At 71.4% G+C, this 18,426-nt stretch carries 20 protein-coding genes; 3 read left to right on the forward strand and 17 right to left on the reverse strand.

Annotated features, from left to right (window positions below; genetic code table 11):
* Positions 1-245: 245 nt before the first annotated feature.
* The 4 genes from ABT053_RS33965 to ABT053_RS33980 all read right to left on the reverse strand — a co-directional run bounded on the left by ABT053_RS33965 (position 246) and on the right by ABT053_RS33980 (position 5,769).
* Positions 246-662, reverse strand: a complete 417-nt coding sequence (locus tag ABT053_RS33965; protein ID WP_350974747.1) for a hypothetical protein — start codon at positions 660-662, stop codon at positions 246-248.
* Positions 663-683: 21 nt separating this feature from the next.
* Positions 684-2,084 (reverse strand): hypothetical protein, encoded by a 1,401-nt coding sequence (locus ABT053_RS33970; RefSeq protein ID WP_350974749.1) that lies wholly within the window; start codon positions 2,082-2,084, stop codon positions 684-686.
* 163 nt (positions 2,085-2,247) lie between these two features.
* Positions 2,248-4,401, reverse strand: coding sequence for a hypothetical protein (locus ABT053_RS33975; RefSeq protein WP_350974750.1), 2,154 nt, complete (start codon positions 4,399-4,401; stop codon positions 2,248-2,250).
* Positions 4,402-4,449: 48 nt separating this feature from the next.
* Entirely contained in the window at positions 4,450-5,769 is a 1,320-nt protein-coding gene (locus ABT053_RS33980; RefSeq protein WP_350974752.1) for a hypothetical protein, read from the reverse strand.
* Positions 5,770-5,939: 170 nt separating this feature from the next.
* On the opposite strand from ABT053_RS33980, the gene ABT053_RS33985 reads away from it, so the two are divergent.
* Positions 5,940-6,614, forward strand: a complete 675-nt coding sequence (locus ABT053_RS33985; protein WP_350974754.1) for a GntR family transcriptional regulator — start codon at positions 5,940-5,942, stop codon at positions 6,612-6,614.
* 52 nt (positions 6,615-6,666) lie between these two features.
* On the opposite strand, the gene ABT053_RS33990 is transcribed toward ABT053_RS33985, so the two are convergent.
* The 13 genes from ABT053_RS33990 to ABT053_RS34050 all read right to left on the reverse strand — a co-directional run bounded on the left by ABT053_RS33990 (position 6,667) and on the right by ABT053_RS34050 (position 16,672).
* Positions 6,667-7,332, reverse strand: a complete 666-nt coding sequence (locus ABT053_RS33990; protein ID WP_350974756.1) for a hypothetical protein — start codon at positions 7,330-7,332, stop codon at positions 6,667-6,669.
* 118 nt (positions 7,333-7,450) lie between these two features.
* A complete protein-coding gene (locus ABT053_RS33995) occupies positions 7,451-8,233 on the reverse strand; it encodes a hypothetical protein (RefSeq protein WP_350974758.1) in 783 nt (260 codons plus the stop codon).
* A 13-nt stretch (positions 8,234-8,246) separates the two neighbouring features.
* Positions 8,247-8,771, reverse strand: a complete 525-nt coding sequence (locus ABT053_RS34000) for a hypothetical protein (RefSeq protein ID WP_350974759.1) — start codon at positions 8,769-8,771, stop codon at positions 8,247-8,249.
* Complete coding sequence (locus ABT053_RS34005) at positions 8,768-9,034, reverse strand: hypothetical protein (protein ID WP_350974761.1); 267 nt, start codon at positions 9,032-9,034, stop codon at positions 8,768-8,770. Before ABT053_RS34005 ends, ABT053_RS34000 begins: the two co-directional genes overlap by 4 nt.
* A 69-nt stretch (positions 9,035-9,103) precedes the next feature.
* Complete coding sequence (locus ABT053_RS34010; RefSeq protein ID WP_350974763.1) at positions 9,104-10,339, reverse strand: hypothetical protein; 1,236 nt, start codon at positions 10,337-10,339, stop codon at positions 9,104-9,106.
* A 386-nt stretch (positions 10,340-10,725) separates the two neighbouring features.
* Positions 10,726-10,968: a hypothetical protein gene (locus ABT053_RS34015; RefSeq protein ID WP_350974764.1), complete on the reverse strand. Its 243-nt coding sequence runs from the start codon at positions 10,966-10,968 to the stop codon at positions 10,726-10,728.
* On the reverse strand, positions 10,965-11,546 hold the full coding sequence (locus tag ABT053_RS34020; RefSeq protein ID WP_350974765.1) for a hypothetical protein: 582 nt from the start codon (positions 11,544-11,546) through the stop codon (positions 10,965-10,967). The genes ABT053_RS34015 and ABT053_RS34020 overlap by 4 nt, the downstream gene beginning before the upstream one ends.
* Complete coding sequence (locus tag ABT053_RS34025; protein ID WP_350974766.1) at positions 11,543-11,890, reverse strand: DUF433 domain-containing protein; 348 nt, start codon at positions 11,888-11,890, stop codon at positions 11,543-11,545. Before ABT053_RS34025 ends, ABT053_RS34020 begins: the two co-directional genes overlap by 4 nt.
* A complete protein-coding gene (locus tag ABT053_RS34030; RefSeq protein ID WP_350974768.1) occupies positions 11,887-13,407 on the reverse strand; it encodes a zinc finger domain-containing protein in 1,521 nt (506 codons plus the stop codon). The genes ABT053_RS34025 and ABT053_RS34030 overlap by 4 nt, the downstream gene beginning before the upstream one ends.
* Positions 13,404-13,646 carry a hypothetical protein gene (locus tag ABT053_RS34035; protein ID WP_350974769.1) on the reverse strand — a complete coding sequence of 81 codons (243 nt, stop codon included), beginning with the start codon at positions 13,644-13,646 and terminating at the stop codon, positions 13,404-13,406. Before ABT053_RS34035 ends, ABT053_RS34030 begins: the two co-directional genes overlap by 4 nt.
* 598 nt (positions 13,647-14,244) lie before the next feature.
* Positions 14,245-14,820, reverse strand: a complete 576-nt coding sequence (locus ABT053_RS34040; protein WP_350974771.1) for a hypothetical protein — start codon at positions 14,818-14,820, stop codon at positions 14,245-14,247.
* 68 nt (positions 14,821-14,888) lie between these two features.
* Entirely contained in the window at positions 14,889-15,275 is a 387-nt protein-coding gene (locus ABT053_RS34045) for a hypothetical protein (protein ID WP_350974772.1), read from the reverse strand.
* Complete coding sequence (locus ABT053_RS34050) at positions 15,272-16,672, reverse strand: hypothetical protein (RefSeq protein ID WP_350974774.1); 1,401 nt, start codon at positions 16,670-16,672, stop codon at positions 15,272-15,274. The genes ABT053_RS34045 and ABT053_RS34050 overlap by 4 nt, the downstream gene beginning before the upstream one ends.
* A 376-nt stretch (positions 16,673-17,048) precedes the next feature.
* Here ABT053_RS34050 and ABT053_RS34055 point away from each other — a divergent pair, with 376 nt between their 5' ends.
* Positions 17,049-17,561, forward strand: coding sequence for a hypothetical protein (locus ABT053_RS34055; protein WP_350974775.1), 513 nt, complete (start codon positions 17,049-17,051; stop codon positions 17,559-17,561).
* A gap of 101 nt (positions 17,562-17,662) precedes the next feature.
* Positions 17,663-18,325, forward strand: coding sequence for a hypothetical protein (locus tag ABT053_RS34060; RefSeq protein ID WP_350974778.1), 663 nt, complete (start codon positions 17,663-17,665; stop codon positions 18,323-18,325).
* Positions 18,326-18,426 lie beyond the last annotated feature (101 nt).

Below are 18,426 nucleotides of genomic sequence, written 5' to 3' on the forward strand. Positions count from 1 at the left end.
GGCTGGTGGGGGGGGTTTTTTTGCAACCGCCGCGGCCCGGCTGGGTGGTTTATCCGGCCGCGTAGGGCCGGACATCACGAAGGGGCGACCGCCGTACGGCGGTCGCCCCTTCGTGATGTGTGCGGCAGGTCAGAGCCAGCGGAGGACGGAGCGCAGGAGAAGCAGGCCGGTGGTTGCACCGGCGATGGCGTAGGCGAGGAAGACGATCACGAGGGACTGCACGGGGGTCTCCGTTCGGTAGGTGGTCAGCCGGGGTGGTAGGTGGTCAGCCGGCCGTGGGTGACGAGCAGCTCGTAGGTGGCCTTCGCCTTGTCCAGCAGTACCGCCCCGCTGGTCTCGGTGATCTTTGAGCTGTCGTGGTGCGATCGCCGTTCAGCGCCGCCGCCGAGCCTGATGTGGGTGTCCAGCGCGTCGACGCGGGCGTCGTAGTCGTCGCGGTCGGCCGCCTGGGCGAGCCAGTCGGCCAGCACCTTGATGTCAGCGGGTAGGGCCGCTTCCTTGGAGCCGTAGTGCTGGTCCCGGTTCACGGCGGCCAGGGTGAGGTTGCGCAGGGCGAGGTTGAGCGCTTGGCGGTTGACGGTCAGCGCGTCGGGGACGGGCCGGATCGGACGCGGCCGGACGGCCGAGGCGAGGGCGGAGGCGGGCCTGCGGGAGCGGAGCATGGCGGGAATCCTTCCGTGGGGTCAGCGCGAGGCGCCGGCGAACATGTCGGCCAGCGCGTCGGTTTCGGCGCTGGGGGGAGCGGTCAGCGCGATGGTGCCAGCGCCAGGATCGGCGCTCGGCGGGGCGCCAGGGTCGGCGCTGGCGCCGACGCCAGCGCCGACCCTGGCGGCGGCGTACTGGCGCCGGTTTCGGAACTGGCGCGGCAGCGTCGGCCGCTCGTCAGCGCTGGCGCTGGCTTCCTCGGCGCCGGGGTCGGCGGTGCCGGCGCTCGGGGGAGCGTCGTGGGGCCGAACGACGGCGACCGCTGACTCCTGCAGCTCGGTGATCCACTCAGCGCGCCAGCCGCGGGCGGTGGAGTCGCCAGCGCCGGTGTGCTGCACAAGTTCAGCGGTCTCGGGCGGCGGGCCGCCTGCGGCCATCCGCGCGTCCCACAGCTCACGGCCGAGCGCCTTCTTGCCGCCCTTACCTGTGGCGTCGGCCTTGGGCGCGGGCTTCGGCCTCGGCGCCGGGACCGGCGCGGGGGCCGGGAAGGGGGACGGGGGAGCGGGCGCCGGGTCCAGCGCTGGCGTCTCCTCGGCGCCCGCGCTGGGGTCCGTACCGGCGGGCGGCGCTGGGGTCGGGTCAGCGCCACGCAACGCGGCGATCACCTTGTCCGCCTCAGCGTCAGCGGCAGCGTCATCGGCAGCGTCATCGGCAGCGCGAGCGGCCGACTCAGCGCGGGCGCGCTGGAAGTCGTCGTAGATCTCAGCGGCCCGAGCCAGCGCCAACTCCAGCGTCGCGGGGGCGGCGTCGTCGAGCATCCACACCAAGTCAGCGTCAGCGACCGAGCGCCAGGCCGGGCCGAGCGCCACCTCCAGCTGCTTGCGCGCCGCCATGATCCGCTGCTGCATACCCAGCGCCACCCGGTAGGAGGGGATCTCCCACTTGACCATGAACCGGCGCAGCTCCCGCGACTCAGCGTGGTGGTGCCAGCGGCGAGCGAACGGGATCGGGTCCCGCACCCGGTGCTTGCTCAACAACACATGCCGGACCGACTCCACGATCGCCAAGATGACCAGCGGCGCCGGGAGGAAGACCAACATGGCGCGCACGTCGGGCCAGCCAGCGGCGGCGTTGATCACCACGGACAAGATGGTCAGCGTGCGGGCGACCCACCGCAGCACCGGCGCGTGCCAGCTGCACCAGGTGAACACGATGTCCCACACCACGATGACCAGCAGCGAGATCTCGCCGGTCAGCGCTACCCGCCACGGCTCCTCCACGCCGACCCGGGTGGCGAGCTTCACCAGCGCGTCGTAGGAGGCGATGACGCTGTTGTAGAGCAGGTAGCCACCAGCAGCGAGCGCGAGGATCACGGCCAGGGCGTGGCCCTCGTGCAGCTTGCGCTTGACGGGCGTCTCTTCCATCAGGGGCTTCATCACTTTCGGTCACCTTCAAGCGGGCGGCGGATCGTCAGGGTGGTGCGGTGCGGCGCCCTCCCCCGGGGGAGGAGCCCCGGCAGGGGGGTGCCAGGGGGGCGGGACGGGGACCGGGGATGGTGTGGTGGGGTCCCCCACCTCCCCCACGGAGAGACGTTTGTGCTGGTCACGGCTGTTGTTCGCCTCCCCCGGGGGACACGTTGGGGGAGGAGGTCTCCCCCGGGGGAGGGTGGGGGAGGTCATCCGGGGGGGTCGTGGGGGAGGCAGCGCCGACCAGGACGAGCGTGTCGCCACCACTCCGGCGGTAACGGTCTGCAGCCGCCTGGAGGGTGGAGCGGGCGTAGCCGCGCAGGTCCTCGCCGTTGCGGACGAACTTGTTGGGCAGGGTCGTCACGCTGTATGGGCGCAGCGCGGCGGCGAGCTCCTGCTGGGTGGTGTGCAGGGCGGCGGCCAGGGTCTTGGAGTGGATCCGGTCGTCGCCGAGCTGGTCGAAGACGGCCAGCGCGCGGGCGATGACCTCCGGGACGGCGGCGGGTGCGAGCGGGGTCCGGGCATCGGCGGACGGGGAGGACGCGGCGGCCTGGGCGGCGATGTCGCGCGGGTCTCCCCAGTCGGCGGTGGCAGAGCCGCCGCCCGCGATGAGGGTGAAGGGGCGCCGAGGCAGAGCGCCGGCCACCGACGCGGCCGGCAGGGCGGGCACGTCGTCGACGTCGTCGTCGTCGAGGTCGGCGAAGTCGACGCGCATCCGGTCGAACCGGTCATCGAACGCAGTGCCGGTTACGGCGCGGGCAACGGCGACGGCGCGCGGGTCGAAGCCGGTACGACGCCCGGAGATGACGGCACCGACCTGACCGATCTGCAGCGGCTTGAGGAAACCGACCTTGAAGGGGCGGGGGCGGCCCTTGTCGAACTGGACGAATCCGCAGCCGACCCCGTCGAGGTCTTCCACGCTGATCCCCTTGTTCCAGCCGAACAGGTACGACAGCTCCTCCTCGTCCTGGACGAACATGCCGACGCGGAATGCGGCCTGCTTCTTGACGTTGGGGGAGACGACGTCGGAGGTGGCGCGCAGGCCGGAGAAGATGACGTTGACGGCCTCGTTGCGGCCGATGCGCTGGATCTCCTCCAGGTTCTCGCGCAGCTGGGCGACGCGCGGGTCCCTGCTGGTCGGGCTCATCGCCTCCGCGGACTCGTCCACCATGATCAGGTAGTACGGCAGGTCGGCCGAGACCGGCAGCAGGGTCGCGTTGGCCTTCTTCTTGACCCGGCGGGTGGACTTCTTACGGTCCTTGGCGATCGCGAGCATGACCTCGCTCAGCAGCAGCGCCTCGTCGAGGTTGGAGGCGGCCCAGCCGAGCGGCGGCCGGTTGATCTCCCCCTCGAGCCAGGCGTCCAGCCACGGCTGGGACATGCCGCCGCCGTTGAGGTCGATGTGCAACACCACGGTGTCGGTGCACAAACCGACCCCGGCGGTGATGCCGTGCAGCAGCGACGTCTTGCCTGATCCGCGCTGGCCGATGATGAGGCCGGCGAGCTCGCGCAGCGGCACGCTGGCCGCCTTGGAGTCGCGGTACCCGCCGAGGTAGACCGGCTCGTTGATGGAGCGGGGCGCGTAGTCGCTGGGGTAGTCGATGGTCTCGCTGAGCAGGTTGATGGTGGAGACGTGCAGCCACGCCGATCCGCGGTGCCGGCCCCGGTCGACCTCGACGCCGCACCCCTCGCGCAGCCTGGCGTCGGAGGCCAGGCCCTGCTCGAAGGCGGCGAGCCGGGCCCGGGTGGCGCCGCCCCACGGCAGTTCGGCCAGGAGGCTGTAGCCGGCGCCGTTCGCCCAGCGCTCCACCTCCTGGATCTGCACCCGCATGGAGGCGACGCGCTGGATGCGGGCCTCCCAGTTGCGGGCGAGGTCGGAGTTGCTGCGCAGCACCAGGGCGCCGCTCTCGGTGGCGGCGCGGATGCGTCGGTCGTCGCGGTGGGCGAAGGGGGCCAGGACGGCGGCGGCGAGCGCGCCGACGCCGAGGGCGGCCCAGGTGTTGAGCCGCCAGGGGGTGTCGTGCAGGGCGTAGGTGAGCCATCCGCCGGCGCCGCACCAGCAGCCGAGCCGGTACATCAGGGCGGGCGCGCTGGCGTGGCGGGCGTCGGACACGACGCCACCGACGCCACCGACGAGGGCGCCGGTGATGGCCCAGTAGGCGGGCAGGTCGACCATGTCGCCGACCGTGGCGGCGGCGGCCACGGCCAGGGTCGCCTGGGCGGTCGCGCCGAGCACGTCGCGCGGCGCGGCCGCGGTGCCGCGGTCGCGCTGCCGGGTGCCGGTGGCCACAGTGGTGCTCCTTCGTTCCTGGTGCGGGGTGCGCTGGGGTGGGGCTGGTTACGCCCCCGGGTGGTTCCACTTGCGCTCGCCGCGGCGGGGCTTCTCGCGGCGCAGAATCTCGGCCCTGTGGACGTTGCTGAATAGGGTGCTGACCCCTTCGGCCTTGGTGATCAGCTTGGACTGGTCGGTGTAGAGGTCCCGGAGCGCTTCGAGCACGAGGCGGTCGATCGGGTAGTCGTCGTACAGCCGGTCGGTGAGGATGCCCAGGGCTGTGGCGGTGTTGAACGGCACCTCGTGGAGGGCCTTCAGGTGGGCTGCGGCGATCATCATGTCCTCGGTGCCCCACCCGGCAGCGGCCGGGATGAGTTCGGCGGAGGCGACGACGAGCGGGTTAGTGCTCATGGGGGCGGTGCTCCTTGGGGTGATGCGGATGCCGGAGGTGGTGGTCGGCCGAGGAGGCTCAGGGGGTGTGCTCTCGGCAGCGGGGGCAGCCTCGGGCCCCGCGTCGCTCTCGGTCTTGGCCTCCTCCTTGGTCTGGTCCTTGGCCTCCTCCTCGTTCTCGGCGGCCGCCGGAGCCTCGGGGGCGAGGCCGAGCCAGCGGAGGACCTTGGCGACCAGGGCGCGCAGGCCGGACGTCATCTCGGCGTCCCACGCGCTGAACCGCTCGCGCACGGCCAGGCGGGGCCGGGCGGCCCATATCTGGCTGATGCGGTGAGCGGTGCGGGTGTTGGCCTGCTTGCCCTGCTTGCCCTTCTTGCGGTCGGCGCGGTCGAAGGCCTTGCGTACGGCGCGGTCGAATGCCCGGGTCTTGGCCTTCGGGGTCTTGCCGCCGCCGAAGGGTGAGCGGCCGGAACGCCCGGAACGCCCGGAGCCGCCGGAGTTACCGGAGAAGAGGCCGCGGCGCCGCCCGCCTCCTCCGCCGCCCCGCCCGCCGAGGGAACGCAAGGCAGAGCCCACGCTGCCCGCGCTCTTGCCGAGTTTGGTTCGCCGGCCGCCGGAGGTGCTCGGACTGGCCGTCGTGCTTCGGTCAGCACCACGGCGGCCGGAGTGGTCCCGGCCGCGGGGACGGCGATACCGGTAGGCGACGTAGGAGGCTCCGCCGGCGGTGACGGCCGCCCCGCCGGCGATGAGGCCGGGGATCCCGGCGACCTGGTGGAGACCGGCGATGGTGATGCCCGCGACGGACAGGCCGCCGACGAGCGTTTCGCGGGTGACGCCGCGCTGCTGGCGGGCGGCCGACGTGGGACGGTCCGAGCGGTCGGTGGTGTCGGTGTCGGCAGGGGGCTCGGCGGGCGGCTCGGCGATGACCGGCTCGTCGAGGTCTTCCCGCTCGAGGGCGTCGTCCTGTTCTGGCGGGTCGACCTTGGTGTAAGTCATCACGCTCCCCCTCTTGGCGGCTTACACCCGACAAGTTAACTTGATGGGTGTAAGCGATGCAAGGGGAGAAGTTGACGTTGGAAGCGCTGATCGATATCCCGTTGACCCGCTGTGCTGGCACTCTTGGTGTCGCGCACGACGCGCGACGAGTTCAGGGAGTGATGGGTGGGATGGTCGCAGGGGAGCACGAGTGGGAGAGAATCGCCCGCGATCTCCTGGGCAAAATCCAGAGGGGCGTCTACGAGCCTGGCGCCCAGCTCCCCACGGAGAGCGAGCTCAGGGTTGAGTACGGGGTGGCGCGCAATACGGCGCAGCGGGCGCTGACCTGGCTGGTCGGCAAGGGATACGTCGCCCCGCGGTCAACGCGGGGCGTGTTCGTCCGCAGCTATGACCGTCAGCTCGTGAGCGCGGGGTTGAGCGCGGAGAGCCGGGAGGCCGACGCTCGCGTGGAGGTAGGGGTCGTCGAACCTCCGGCCGAGGTCGCGGCGCGGATGCCTGGCCTGACCGAGGTATGGCGGCGGCGCGCGGTCCGGCCGGGGCATCTGGTCGACGCCTACATCGCCCCGGAGCTCGCCGAGCGGGTCCCGGAGTTACGCGGGCCGAAGGCGCTGGGAGATCCGCACGCGGTGTGGTTGCAGCGGGCCGGGCTCGAGGTTGAGCACCAGGCGGTGTTCGTCGCCCGGATGCCGACCATTGAGGAGGAACAGCTGCTCGAGCTGCTGCCGGCGACCCCGCTTCTGGAGCAGACGTCCACCGTCGCCGACGCGGCCGGGCGAGTCCTGGTCGTCCGGGTCGATCTGTACGCCGGTGATCGGACCGCGTTGCGCGCGAACCTCGCCCCCTGATGCCCATGACGATGGGCCCGCCCCGGCTGGGGCGGGCCCTCCTGGTGTACGGCTACCGCAGGCTGGCGGCGAACTCCTCTGCGGTCACCAGGTCCGGGAGCTCGCCCGCCTCTTCTTCCATGCCGGCCAGAGCCTGGATGCTCAGGCGCCCGGCCCAGCCGATCAGCCACCCCGTCAGGACGCGGCCGAGGGGTCCGTCCTGCCCGTCTCGGTAGGTGATGGGGCCCTCGTCCCAGCCCTTGGTGACCAGGACGACCGGGCTGGTGGGCTGGATCCGGGTACGGCCGCGCGCCCCGATCACCACTTCCAGTTCTGCCTGGACCCACCAGGGCAGGTTCCCGCTCCAGCACCAGGCGGTGACGATGATGTGTCCCGTCTGCGGGGTGGTGACGTCCATGACGACCTGCCCGTCCGCGCTGGCCGTCATCTCCTGGAGCGCCTGGAGAAGCCGCTGGGCTACGGTCCAGCCGCGCCCGGAGCTGGCGTCAACCAGCCGTTGGACCAGTTCCCAGCCCCGGTATTCGTAGTGGGCCTGAGAAAGCCGGATGGGCTCCCACACTTCCGTCAGGTCCACCGTGCCGCCGCGCGGGACATCCTCCAGGACCTGCCACTGCGCGTGCAGCGGGGTCTTCTGCGCTGGGACGTCCTGCGGGTCGATGGGGATTCCCTGGAGCGTCTTCTCCCAGTCGGCGAGCTCGGCGGGCTGTGCCTCGTGCATGTCCCCTCCTCGGGGTCGTCGATCGGCCGGCCCGGGTGGGTCGGCCGTGCCCCTCGCAGGGGGATGAGATTTTCCTGCTCTCACTTACTACTGATGGACGAAGCCGCAGACGGCCCGGTCAGCCGGTGGTGGGAGGCTTCGGCTCCGGCGGGAATCCGGTGACATGGTGGACCGGCCCGAAGGCAAGCCCCTCGCGCTGCAGCCGCTTCTTGACGTGCCGCTCAGGCGGGATGTCGGTGACGGTGACGCGCTGGTTGGGGCTGGCGATGAGGGCCCACGTGGTGATGGTGGTCTCGGTGAGCGCCTCCACCGTCGTGGTAGCCGCTGGCCCTTCCTTGGCGTCGCCTACGCGTATGCCGAAGCCGTAGGGCAGGATCCGTTCCCGCTCGTAGTTGAGGACGCCCCGCAGCCCGAGGTAGTTGCGGGCGGTCTCCTGGGTGAACTGGCCGGAGTTGACGAACGACTCGGCGGTGGCCACCGCGTCGGTCCACCAGGCCGTCCACACTCCGGTCTCCTGCCGCTCCCAGCTGCACGCGATGACGGGCACGCCGCTCGTCGAGGCGGACACGTCGCGCGACCAGAGCATGAGGCCGGTGGGGGAGGGCACCATGTCCGGAGTCAGCGCGTGGAATCCGCCGGCCAGGGGGCCGGAGCCGGTGACCACGTCGGTGACCTCGTCGCCGATGTAGTACAGCTCGGCGGAGGCGACCCGCTCGTACTCGGCGCGGGCGAGGAACGCGGCGCGCTCCCGGTTGGACTTGTCGATCACTTCGTCGGGCAGCAGGTACTCGATGCCGCGGTCGAGGTAGAGCTGCCACTCGGGGGCCGCGTTGTGGCGGAGGAACAGGGCGGTTTGCCACCGCACCTCGTGGAGGTTGGCGGGCTTGATCGCGTGCGTCATGGGGTGCTTCCTTCTAGTCGGTGAAGGCTCGGTGCAGGGCCCGCTCGGTGGCCTTGTCCTCCTCGGCCTGCAGCTCGGCCACGAGGTCGGGGTGCTCGGCGTCGAACGCCTCAAGGGCCTCCTCCGCGGCCGTCGCCGCGCCCTCGGCGGCCGTGACCGGCCCCCACGGTGCCTCGTTGTCCTGAACGTCAGCGCGGGCGCTGCTCGCCTGGTCGTAGGCCGCCTGCACCGCGGCGGCGAGCTCGGCCCGCTGGCTGCGAGGCGTGGGGGCGGCCGCCTGCCGCTCGACGTCGAGCACGGCCTGGAGCTGGGCGGCCTCGGCGTCGGTGAGCAGCAGCACCTTGCCGGTGCCGATCGCCTTGACGACCTCGCCCGGCTTCCCGTCCGGCTTGGGGCGGTGGTGGATGTTGCCGCTGGTGTACGGCGTGCCGTCGATGGAGACGTCCCAGGAGATGGCGATCGTGTCGTGCGGCTGGGGCGTGTGGCGGGTGATGGTGGCGGTCCGGCCGTCGCTGAGGGTCTTGGTGAGCGGGTTCACGGCGTTGGTCCTTCCTGGAGCGTGGGGGAGGGGGTGCGTGTGGTGGGTCGGCCGCGGGGCCGCTGGACCTTCGCCCACCAGGGGTCGCACAGGCTGGGCAGGTAGCGCGGGTGCGGCTCGCCGGGGTTGACCGGCGGGGGCGGGTCGGGAAGGGCGGGGTCGTTCTCGGCCCGCTTCCAGGCACGGGTGACCGCGCTGCGGTTGACGTCCCAGCGGCGGGCCAGTTCGGCTTTGGTCAGCGGCCAGTCTTCGGCCTCGGCCATGGTGCTCTCTTTCGATACCGGGGGGCGGCGACGCGCCGCCCCCCGGGGGGCAGGGGTGGTTCTCGCTGGTCAGGCGAACGACAACATGTAGTCCTCCTCCTCGTTGCAGCGGTCGCACACCCGGCCCTGGATGCCGGAGGAGTCGTTGCGGGTGTGGCGGGCGGCGCGCTGGTGGCATTCCTCGCACGTCCCGCCGCTGGTGTCGTCCAGCAGGCGGGGGGTGGGCGTCCACTTCAAGGCCTTGTAGGTGGCGGACGCGATCGGCTTGTCGAGGGTTTCGATGACCGTCTGGTCGGGGACGGGGTCGTAGTCCTCGCCGTTGTAGCCGGAGTCGTTGACGACGGTGACCACGGCCCACCGGGTGGTGGTCGTGCCGTCCGACAGCTCGTCGGCGTGCTCCAGCAGCCGCCCCCGCACCCCGCCGCCGAGATTTTTACTCCACAGCTCGGTCGTCGTGCGCTTGGTCACCGTCAGGCCGGCAACCCGGGCGGTCTCTTCGGCCACCGCCGCGCGCCGGTTCTGCTCGCGCTTGATACGGCGCGCCTCGTTGGTGGCCTCGCGCTGGCGCTTCTTCTCGGCCCCGCGCTGCTGGGCGGCGCGGGCCTCCTGCAGTGCCGCCAGCTGCTCCTCGTAGGAGGGCAGAACTCTCTGGGTGCAGTTCAGGTGCGGGCGGTGGCGGGTCTCCCAGCGGATCGGCCACTCCCGTACGAGGTACTCCTGGGCCTGGTCCTGGGCGACGGTGACTCCGCACAGGGTGCATGGGGCGCCGGCCTCGGCGGTGCGCGTCGGGCAGTCCTGCCAGTGCTCGACCTCGGTGTCGTCGCCGTGGCCGCGCAGGTGGCCGTTGTGGGCGGAGACGTTGCGGCCACACCACCGGCAGTTTCCGGCTTTGCGGTTCGGCCGGCGGGCCTCCTCGATGATCTCGAAGACCCCCGGCTGCTCCGGGTACTTCTCCAGGAGGGCGGTGAGCTTCTTGAGGGTGGTGGCGCCCAGGGCGCTGGCGGCCTTCTTGAAGTGGCGGGTCCACAGCTCGGTGAGGGTGTCGTCCGACGCCAGGTAGACGGTGACGGTGGCGTCCTGCACCGGGTAGGGCTTGCCGGTCCGGAAGTGGTAGTCCCAGCCGGTGGTGAACTTGTCCACCGCCAGGATCAGCGCACCGGGCGGCACCGCGACGACGTCGCCGGCCTCCAGCCGCGTGCCGTTGAGGGCCTCGAGGCCGTGCAGATCGACGACCACGCTCGTGACGAGCCTTCGCCAGCCGCTGATCTTGGGGTCGTTGGGGAGGGTGGGGACCTTGATGGGCATGGGGACCTCGGTGGGGTGGGGTGCCTTCGACGTCTCTCACCCTGCCATAAAATCGCAACGCGTGTTGCGTTTTTTGGGGAATGGAAAACCGGCCCGGACGGAGCTGTCGAAGGCACCCGCCGGACCGGTGCCTCAATCCTCGCATTCGACCGCGAAGCGCTCACTGCCGGGGTACTCTGGACCCTCGTCCCCGCACACGCGGGGGTGAACCGGAGTCATGGATCATCTCCACCCGATCCAAGGCGCCCTCCCCGCACCCGCGGGGGTGAACCAGGCTTATAGATCAGCTCCATTCGATCTTGATCACTATTCCCGCACCTGCGGGGATAGGAGACCCCGTCGTTCGGCCGAGCGGCGGGGTTTCGCCTTTCCCGGCCCGCCCCTGCTCACCCCGGTACGGCCGGCACCTGCACCTCGCCGCTGTCGAGGTGCCATCGCGCCTCCAGGTCGATCAGCGGCTCCTCGTACGACGCGGTGAACGTACGGAGCCGCCACCCGCACAGGCACTCGAAGAACGTCAGGACGCGGCCGTGCCGTCTCCAGGTGTTGGCGATGACCGCGTGGTTGCCGGCGACCCAGCTCTTGCTGATCGGGGGGAGCCCGCCGAGCGCGGGGTGGGGGAGGTTCATCCGGCCTCCTTGGCGGGCGCCGGGCTGCCGGGCAGCAGCGTGACCCTGGCCACGCGCAGGTCGGTCGGCTCCTCGCGGCTCCAGCGTTGCGAGGTCCACCACTTCAGGTCGGCCTTCGCGCGCTCCAGGTCGGTCTGCGCGGCGGGGGAGACCCACCGGGTTCCGTCGTTGACGGTGGCGATGTCGACGACGACGTACCCGGCCGGGGGGCCGAGGGGCTCGCGCTCGATGGACCAGCGCCGGTCACACCGGCCGCACGTCACGCCGACGAGGTCCCCGTCGACGCGGGAGGTGACGTAGTCGTAGTCGTGGCCGTCCTCGGCGCATTCGGCCTGGTTGATCAGGGCTCGGGCTTCGAGGAGGGTGTAGCGGGGGGCGTGTGAGCCCGCGCGGCGCACGTCGTCGACCTCGGTGTAGGGGTAGACCCATTCGCCGCCGCCCTGCACGCCCAAGACGAACGTCCAGGTGCTAAGGGCCTTGAGGATGCCCTCGGTGGGGCCTTCCGCCGGCGGGCGCAGGTCGAGGACGACGGGGGAGCCGACCAGTTGGGCGTAGCGGGCGGTGAGGGTGTCGTTCATCGCGGGGCGTCCGTTCGGGGAGCGTGGGCCGGGCCGGTGACGGGGGAGCGGCTGCCGGGCACGGGCAGCGGCACCTCGGCGAGCTCGCGGGTGGCCAGCATGGGCCCCCAGCGGTCGAGCCAGTTCTTCCAGGTCTGTCGCTGCTTGGCGTAGCGGGCGACCCACCAGCAGCAGATCAGCAGGTCCTCGCGGCCGATGCGGTACTGCAGGTAGAGCGTCGCGGGGGTGGCGCCGCCGATGTAGGCGGCGATGACGTCGGCGACGCTCGCGCCGCCGGGCAGGGTGGGGCGGCCGTCGTTGACGGCCGGGTCGACGACGATGTGCGGCCGGGACACGGTGCTCATCCGGTGGCCCCCGTCGTGGGGGCGGGGGCGGCCTGCTCGGAGGTCTCTTCCGTCTGCGCGGGGGGGTTCATGAAGTCCGCGACGCGGACGCTGTGGGTGTTGACCAGGATCAGCTCCTCGTTATCGGCCCCGCGGCACAGCGATCCCGGCTCGGCGTGGCACTGGCGGCACGTGATCCCCAGAGCGCCCTGTAGGCGTTTCTGCCGGGCTGAGGGCTTGGGGGTGCCCAGGGATGCCCGAAGATCGGCGATCGAGGCGTCAGCACCACTACCGGACGTCCTGGAGGGTTTCGGCGCGTCCTGCTCCGGCAGGTCGGGCACCAGGGTGAGGCGGGTGTGCTTCTCCTGGACCTCGGCGTACGGGGCGGCGGTCGGCGTCGGCGCCCCCGTGGGCGGGGTCTGGCGCGGCGCGGGCACTGCGTACGCCGCAGGCGCCGGGGCGGTGCCCGCGCGGCGCGGCCCGCGACCGGAGCAGACCGGGCACGTATCGCCGGACTCGAGGTCGATGCCGTCCTCGCACCGCGCGTTGGCGCAGTGACGCGCCTCGACCAGGGTGATCGCGGCGGCCACCGCGTCGTTGACCCGCTCGCCCTTGGAGGTCCACCAGGCCCACCGGCGCTCGATCCGCTCGCCGAGCTCGCCGGGGGTCCGGCTGGACAGGGCGCGCTGGATCGTGGCCAGCACGCGGCCCTTGGCGCCGTCGCTGATCCGGCGGGCCAGGTCGGCGGGCAGCAGCGCGAACACGACCTCGGCCGGGTGCGGCGCGGCCGCCGTGCGCTCCTCCTGCGGCCATGACTCGTCGTTCGCTCCGGCCGGAACGGCCGCCGACCCCGACTCCCTACGGTGCTGTAGGCCGCCTACGGCGGGAGGAGAGGCATTTTCGGAGTCTCTTTTAAAGGAGTTACTACCTAGGGAGTTGGGGGATTCAGAGTCCCCTCTGGCGTCTTTCTCAATCCCCCCTGACTGGGATTGAGAATCCCCCCTGGGCTCCTCGGGCAGGGGGGACTGCGAGTCCCCCCTGCCTTCCGAGTCCTGGTCTGGGTTCGTCTTCTCTTCGGGGCGCGGGCCGAGCGACTTGGGGCGGCGCTGCGGAGCGGGCTTGCCCTTGTCGCTGCGGGGAGCGCGGGGCGGCGGGGGGCCAAGGTCGGGCCGGTCCGCCGGGGCGAGGGGCTTCAAGCCCCTGGTGGCGCGGTCCAGGTTGACCTGGGCCATCTGGGCGGCGCTGTACCACGAGTAGGGGATTTGCAGGTCGTAGACGTGCGGCCGGTACCGCCCATCGATGTAGGCCGCGGCGGACTGGTCGCCGGAGGCGATGAGCCCGCGCTTCTTCATGTCCGACAGCGCCCGCTGGGCGGTCTTCGGGTCGCACATGGCGGCCTGGGCGAGCGTCTTCTTGGACTTGAAGCCGTTGCATCCGTCGTCAGAGGTGCGGTGAGCGAGCGCGACCAAGACCAGCTTCTCGGCCGGGGACGCCACGGGCGCGTAGTACATCGCCCAGTCTTCGGAGAGGTTGCTCACTGAACACCCCCGTCCGAAACGGGGCGGACCGGGGCCAGCATGGCGCGCAGGCCGGGCTTACTGGCGACGAGCGCGGCGAGCTCGGCGAGGGTGTAGCGCTGGCCGGGCTGCAGAGCGGCGACCAGGCCCTCGGCGTCGCTCCCCTGCTCGATCCGGAGAACGTGGCTCGCGCCGGGGATCGGCGCGGGCGTCGCGAAGGGCGTGACTAGTGGCTTCCGGGCAGCGTTGGGTACGCTCACGAAGGCCTCCTCATTCTGCTGAACGGGCAATGAGTTGAGGCAGCCGGTGCGGGTGCTGCTAACACCCCTCCGGACGCGACGGCGGTTCCCTCGGGAGCCGCCGTTGTTGTTGCGGTGATCGCAACCTAGCCCGGAGGTGCAGGTCATCGCCACTTCCGACACCGGGGCCAGGCGCCCGAGCCTCGTCCACCGGCGCCACCGGCGCCACCGGCGAACCGCCCCGACCCGCGCGGCGGGCGTCCGCTTGATCACAGGTCACCCCTGTACGGGTGCGCGCCAGCGGTACGGGGGCGCGCCGGGGCCGGGGCCGGGGCGGGCTGCGGGTCGGAGTCGGCGATCGACGTCACCCAGTCCGACAGGTCGGCGTCCGAGGGCGGTGTCAGCCCATCGGTGGCCGCGGGGGCGCTATGACGAGAGCCGCGGCGGGCGAAGCGGCGCGTAAACAGTTCCACTGCAGGGGGGTCCTTCTCTCAGGGCACGGGGGCACTCGGGCCAGGGATCGGATCACAAAGAAGAGTTAACGTCCAACCAGCTTGATCAAATACTGTTTATGCTGGTCAGGGCGCATACGAGGCGCAGGATGCTGGACAGCTCTTTTTCACCCGGCGTTGACCGGCGCACCCTCGCGCGGCTCCTCCTCGCTCACCGGCAGCGGCGCCGGGGCCAGCACCGCGCCGAGCAGCGCCGCCAGGTGCCCGCGCTCGTGCGCCTGGCGCAGGATCTCCTCGGCGTCCGGCGCGGCTGTGAACATCGGCACCAGGTCGCCGAGCGCCACCTCTACGCCGGGGACGTCGACCAGCTCCCCTGTCCGGGGGTGAACCATCTGGAGCTGTCCCCGCGCGGCACCTGAGGACTCCGCCGCCTTCTTCAACTTCTCCAGGAAGGCCGGCCGGACCCGCTGCTTGGTCTCCACCTCGCCGCCGTACCCGGAGGCGATCGCCCACGCGGCGAACTTGTCGGGGTCGACCACCTTGAAGCTCAGGCGGCGGCGCGGCATGACCATCTCGCCGAACCTCGCCCCGCCGACGTAGGCGCCCTCGTGGTCGCCCTCCCCCATGACCGGCCGCCCGTCCGCGCGCTGGCCGACCAGCGCGGCCTTGCCCGCCCGGTCGTACCGGGAGATCGGGCCCTCCTTGCTCACAAGCCAGCGCACGAACCCCAACTGGTCCACCACCGCAGAACGGTCCACGGCGGCGGGCACCTGGCCCGCCGCCGTGGACGTCTCCCCCCGAGGCGCCATCGCTACGACCCGTCGTGCTTGAGCGCCACCAGCCGCTCACCGGCCGCGTCCCACCGGATCGTGCGCAGCGTCCTCACCCGCTTGACGGGGTCGTTGTGCTCGATCACCGCTTCCGTGATGCGGTGCACCAGCCGCTCCAGTTCGGCCAGCGCCTCCTGGCGGGTCTCGCCGAGCCCTTCCAGGAGGGTCACGCGCCGATCCGGGTCACCCGCCCACAGGGTCTCGATGAACACCCCGTCGAGCTTGAGCGCCAGCACCTTGCAGGAGAGCCGGGCCCGCCAGAAGCTGCCTCGCTTCTTCCTCAGCCCGATCACCTCGGATACGACCAGTTCCGCGAACCCCTCCAGCGCCTCATCGGTCGCCGCCGTGATCGCCTCGATGCTGCTCACGCGTCCTCGCCCTCACCGTCGTTGTGGGAGCCGGAGGAGTCGCCCTCCGGCTCGGGGGTGCGCTCGGCCTCCTGCAGCGCGGCCATCCGCTCCTCATACAGCGGGTGCAGCCACTCCTTGCCCTCGCGGTCGCGGATCTCGATCGAGATCCGCTGGCCCACCGCCGCCAGCGCGGCCACCGTCGGGGCCTCCTCGATGTCGATCTGGAAGCGGGCACGCTGCAGCACCTGCCACAGGCGCCGCTGGTCGGCCAGGCCGACGTTGCCCGCCCCGATGTGCGTCCGGATCAGCCTCTCGGTCCGGTCGATGTCGTCGGTGGTCGTCGACCCCTCGATGGACGCCTCCAGCGCCTCGATCGCGTCGGGGTCGCTGACCGTGCGCTCCTTGCCGAGACGGATGATCATCTCGCCGAGCGGCTCGGGCTTGCGGAACTCGTTCGTCACGCTCTGCGCGCGTAGCGGCTTGGCCTCCTGATACAGCTCCGCCAGCCGGTCGCGGCCCGTCGCGGGGTCCAGCGTCTCCTCGCGGATCTGCTCGATGCTGCGGTCGGGCCGCAACGGCGTCCCCGAGGCCACCGCCGCCCGCTCGGGGGCGAAGCCGAGCGTGTCAAACAGCAGCGTCTCCAGAGACCAGTCCGCGTCCAGCGTGAGCGGCTGTCCGGCGTGCGCGCCGAGGACGGGCGCCCCGCCGGTCGGCCGGTAGCCGATCACGGCCGGGGCGGCGTCGCGCACCAGCCGCACCCACACGCTCGCCGCCGACCCCAGGCCCTTCTGGGTCTCGGGGATGTAGCCGTGCCCGGCCGCCTGCCCGGCGTGCTCGTCAGGCACGACGACCCGGCCCCCGCCGAGCATGATCACGATGGCGGGGATGCGCCGCAGCGCGGCCACCAGCTCGTTGTGCCGGTCGGTCGCGTCGTTCCAGTAATGGTGGGTGGTTTCGATGTCGGCGTCGGAGTCGGCGGCGACCTTCGCCCGGTTCGGGGCCGTGCGGCGGGCACGCTCACGCGCCCACTTGCTCAGCGTCTTCCACACCGCGACCATGTCCACGGTGATCAGCGCCGGGCGGCCGATGATGGCCAGCGCCTGCTCGGCGGCCTGGCGCAGCAGCTCCACCTTGGCCATCAGGTCGTGCCAGGTGCCGTCCACCTCGACGACGTTGTAGTCCGCGCCCTCGACGAGGCCGTACTGGTCGGCCGTGCCGTCGCCGGTCACGTCCACCCAGAAGGCGTAACTGATCTTCTTGCTGCCGGTGAAGGCCGCGCACGTCACCTTCTTGCCGGTCTTGGGCTCCCCGTCCAGCAGGACCAGCGGCCACGTGGCCAGCGCGGTTGGCCTGCGCGTACGCAGGCCTTCCGGCAGCCATGCCGGTCCGGCGTCCGGGGAGGTCGTGCTCGTCATAGGTCGGTGCTCCGTTTCCTGGGGCGAATCCGGCGGCGGAGAGATCGCACCCTCATCCGCTCCGGAGATGCGTGCCGAGGGGGGCGAGGCGCGGGCAGCCTAGAAAACCCCCGGGTTAACCTCTCAGCAGGCATATGGTCCTTACGAATGCAACAGTAGCCTGGTTGCCTGCCGGGGGCAAATAGTTGCGGTCCTATTCACCGCACGAAACCAGCCGAATACCGAGCTTGGGGTTATCAGCCAGACGAAAGATCTCTAGTGTTGTGCTGTCAGAAAGCACACCCATTTAGCTTCTGTCGAGCCTTTAACCCAGACGCCACCGATGCCGCCCTGCTGGCACGACACCACCCCGCCGCGCCACGAGGAGACCACTCGAATGTCGAGCCCCAACGACCCGCAGTACGACTTAGGTCCCGGACAGCTCACCGGCGCCCAGGCCGCCCGGATCGGCACCAGCCATGCCCTCGCCGTGGGAGTGGTGGACCGGCTCCTGTCGTGCATCTCCACCACCGACGACCGCCGGCGCGGCCCGGCCGATCTCACCCGCGCTGTCAGCGCCGCCCGCAGAGGCATCAACGAGGCGCTCCAGCGCGCCATCACCGCGGATCTCCTGCGCGGCGCCACCTGGGGCGAGATCGCCGCCGCCCTCGAAACCGGCCACGACGGCGAATCCGCCTACTTCGCCTTCCGGCACCTGGATTGGGCCCACCTCGCCGACGCCCCGCAGGCCGTTTGGGAGGAGCTGCACGCGAGCTGCCCCGCCGAGGTACACGACGTCTGCGCCCACGACCCCCGCGCGACCGCCCGCCAGCTCGACGCCTGGGCCGCCCGCCACGCCGACCCCCGCGAAGTCGTCCCCAACCCGCAGCCCGTCACCGCACGCCTGTAACCCCCCAGGCGCCCACAGGTGTTGAACTCCGTAAGGCTGATAGGCTATTTTAGGTGTTACCGGAGGGAGCGGTCCTTCGGTAACGCCCCCAGGAGCCAGCCATGACGACCTACACGATCACGCTCACGCAGATCGCCCTGATGCTCGACCGAGCCGACCTCATCGGCAAGGTCATCGTCCACGACGACGCCCGCACCAGCGACGGCCACCCCTACCTCAAGGTCACCTTCCCCGGCGGCAACGCCGACCTCCGCCCCTTCATGGGCGCGGCCTTCGCCTTCCTCGGCTACGACGCCGCCCACGCCATGACCTTCGCCCCTCTCCGCAACACCCCGCAGGGCGCCGTCGCCGACATCAAGGTCTTGCGCATCACGGACAGCCTCACCCCGACCGATGACGACCTCACCCGGGACTTCGGCGGCGACGGCGCCCTCCAGGTGCACCCCGACAGCGACGGAATCTTCGTCGAGCTCGGCGACTGGGGTTTGGCGCTCGACGCCCCCCAGACACACCACCTGCGCCGCGCCATCGGCAAGGCCGCGGGGTGGGGCGTCAAGGACACCGTCACCATCGACACCACCATGAGCGTCGTCATCACCCCCGCCGGAGACGGCGCGGTCTCCCTGGACCTGCACGACAACGGCGCCCCCTGCGGAGCCAGCGTGACCATCCCCTTCGACGACGCCACCGAGGTGCCCGAGGCCCTCCTCCTGGCGCTCGTCGGCAAGCACATCGTCGCGCCCAAGGCCCCGGCCACCGTCTGACCGACTGCACAACGACGAAGGGCCCTCCCGAACCTCGGGAGGGCCCTTCGTCGTTTCACCGTCTGGTGTGCGCGGATACCTCAGATTATCGAGGGGGGCTG

The organism is Streptosporangium sp. NPDC002524, from assembly GCF_040295985.1.
Classification (GTDB): domain Bacteria; phylum Actinomycetota; class Actinomycetes; order Streptosporangiales; family Streptosporangiaceae; genus Streptosporangium.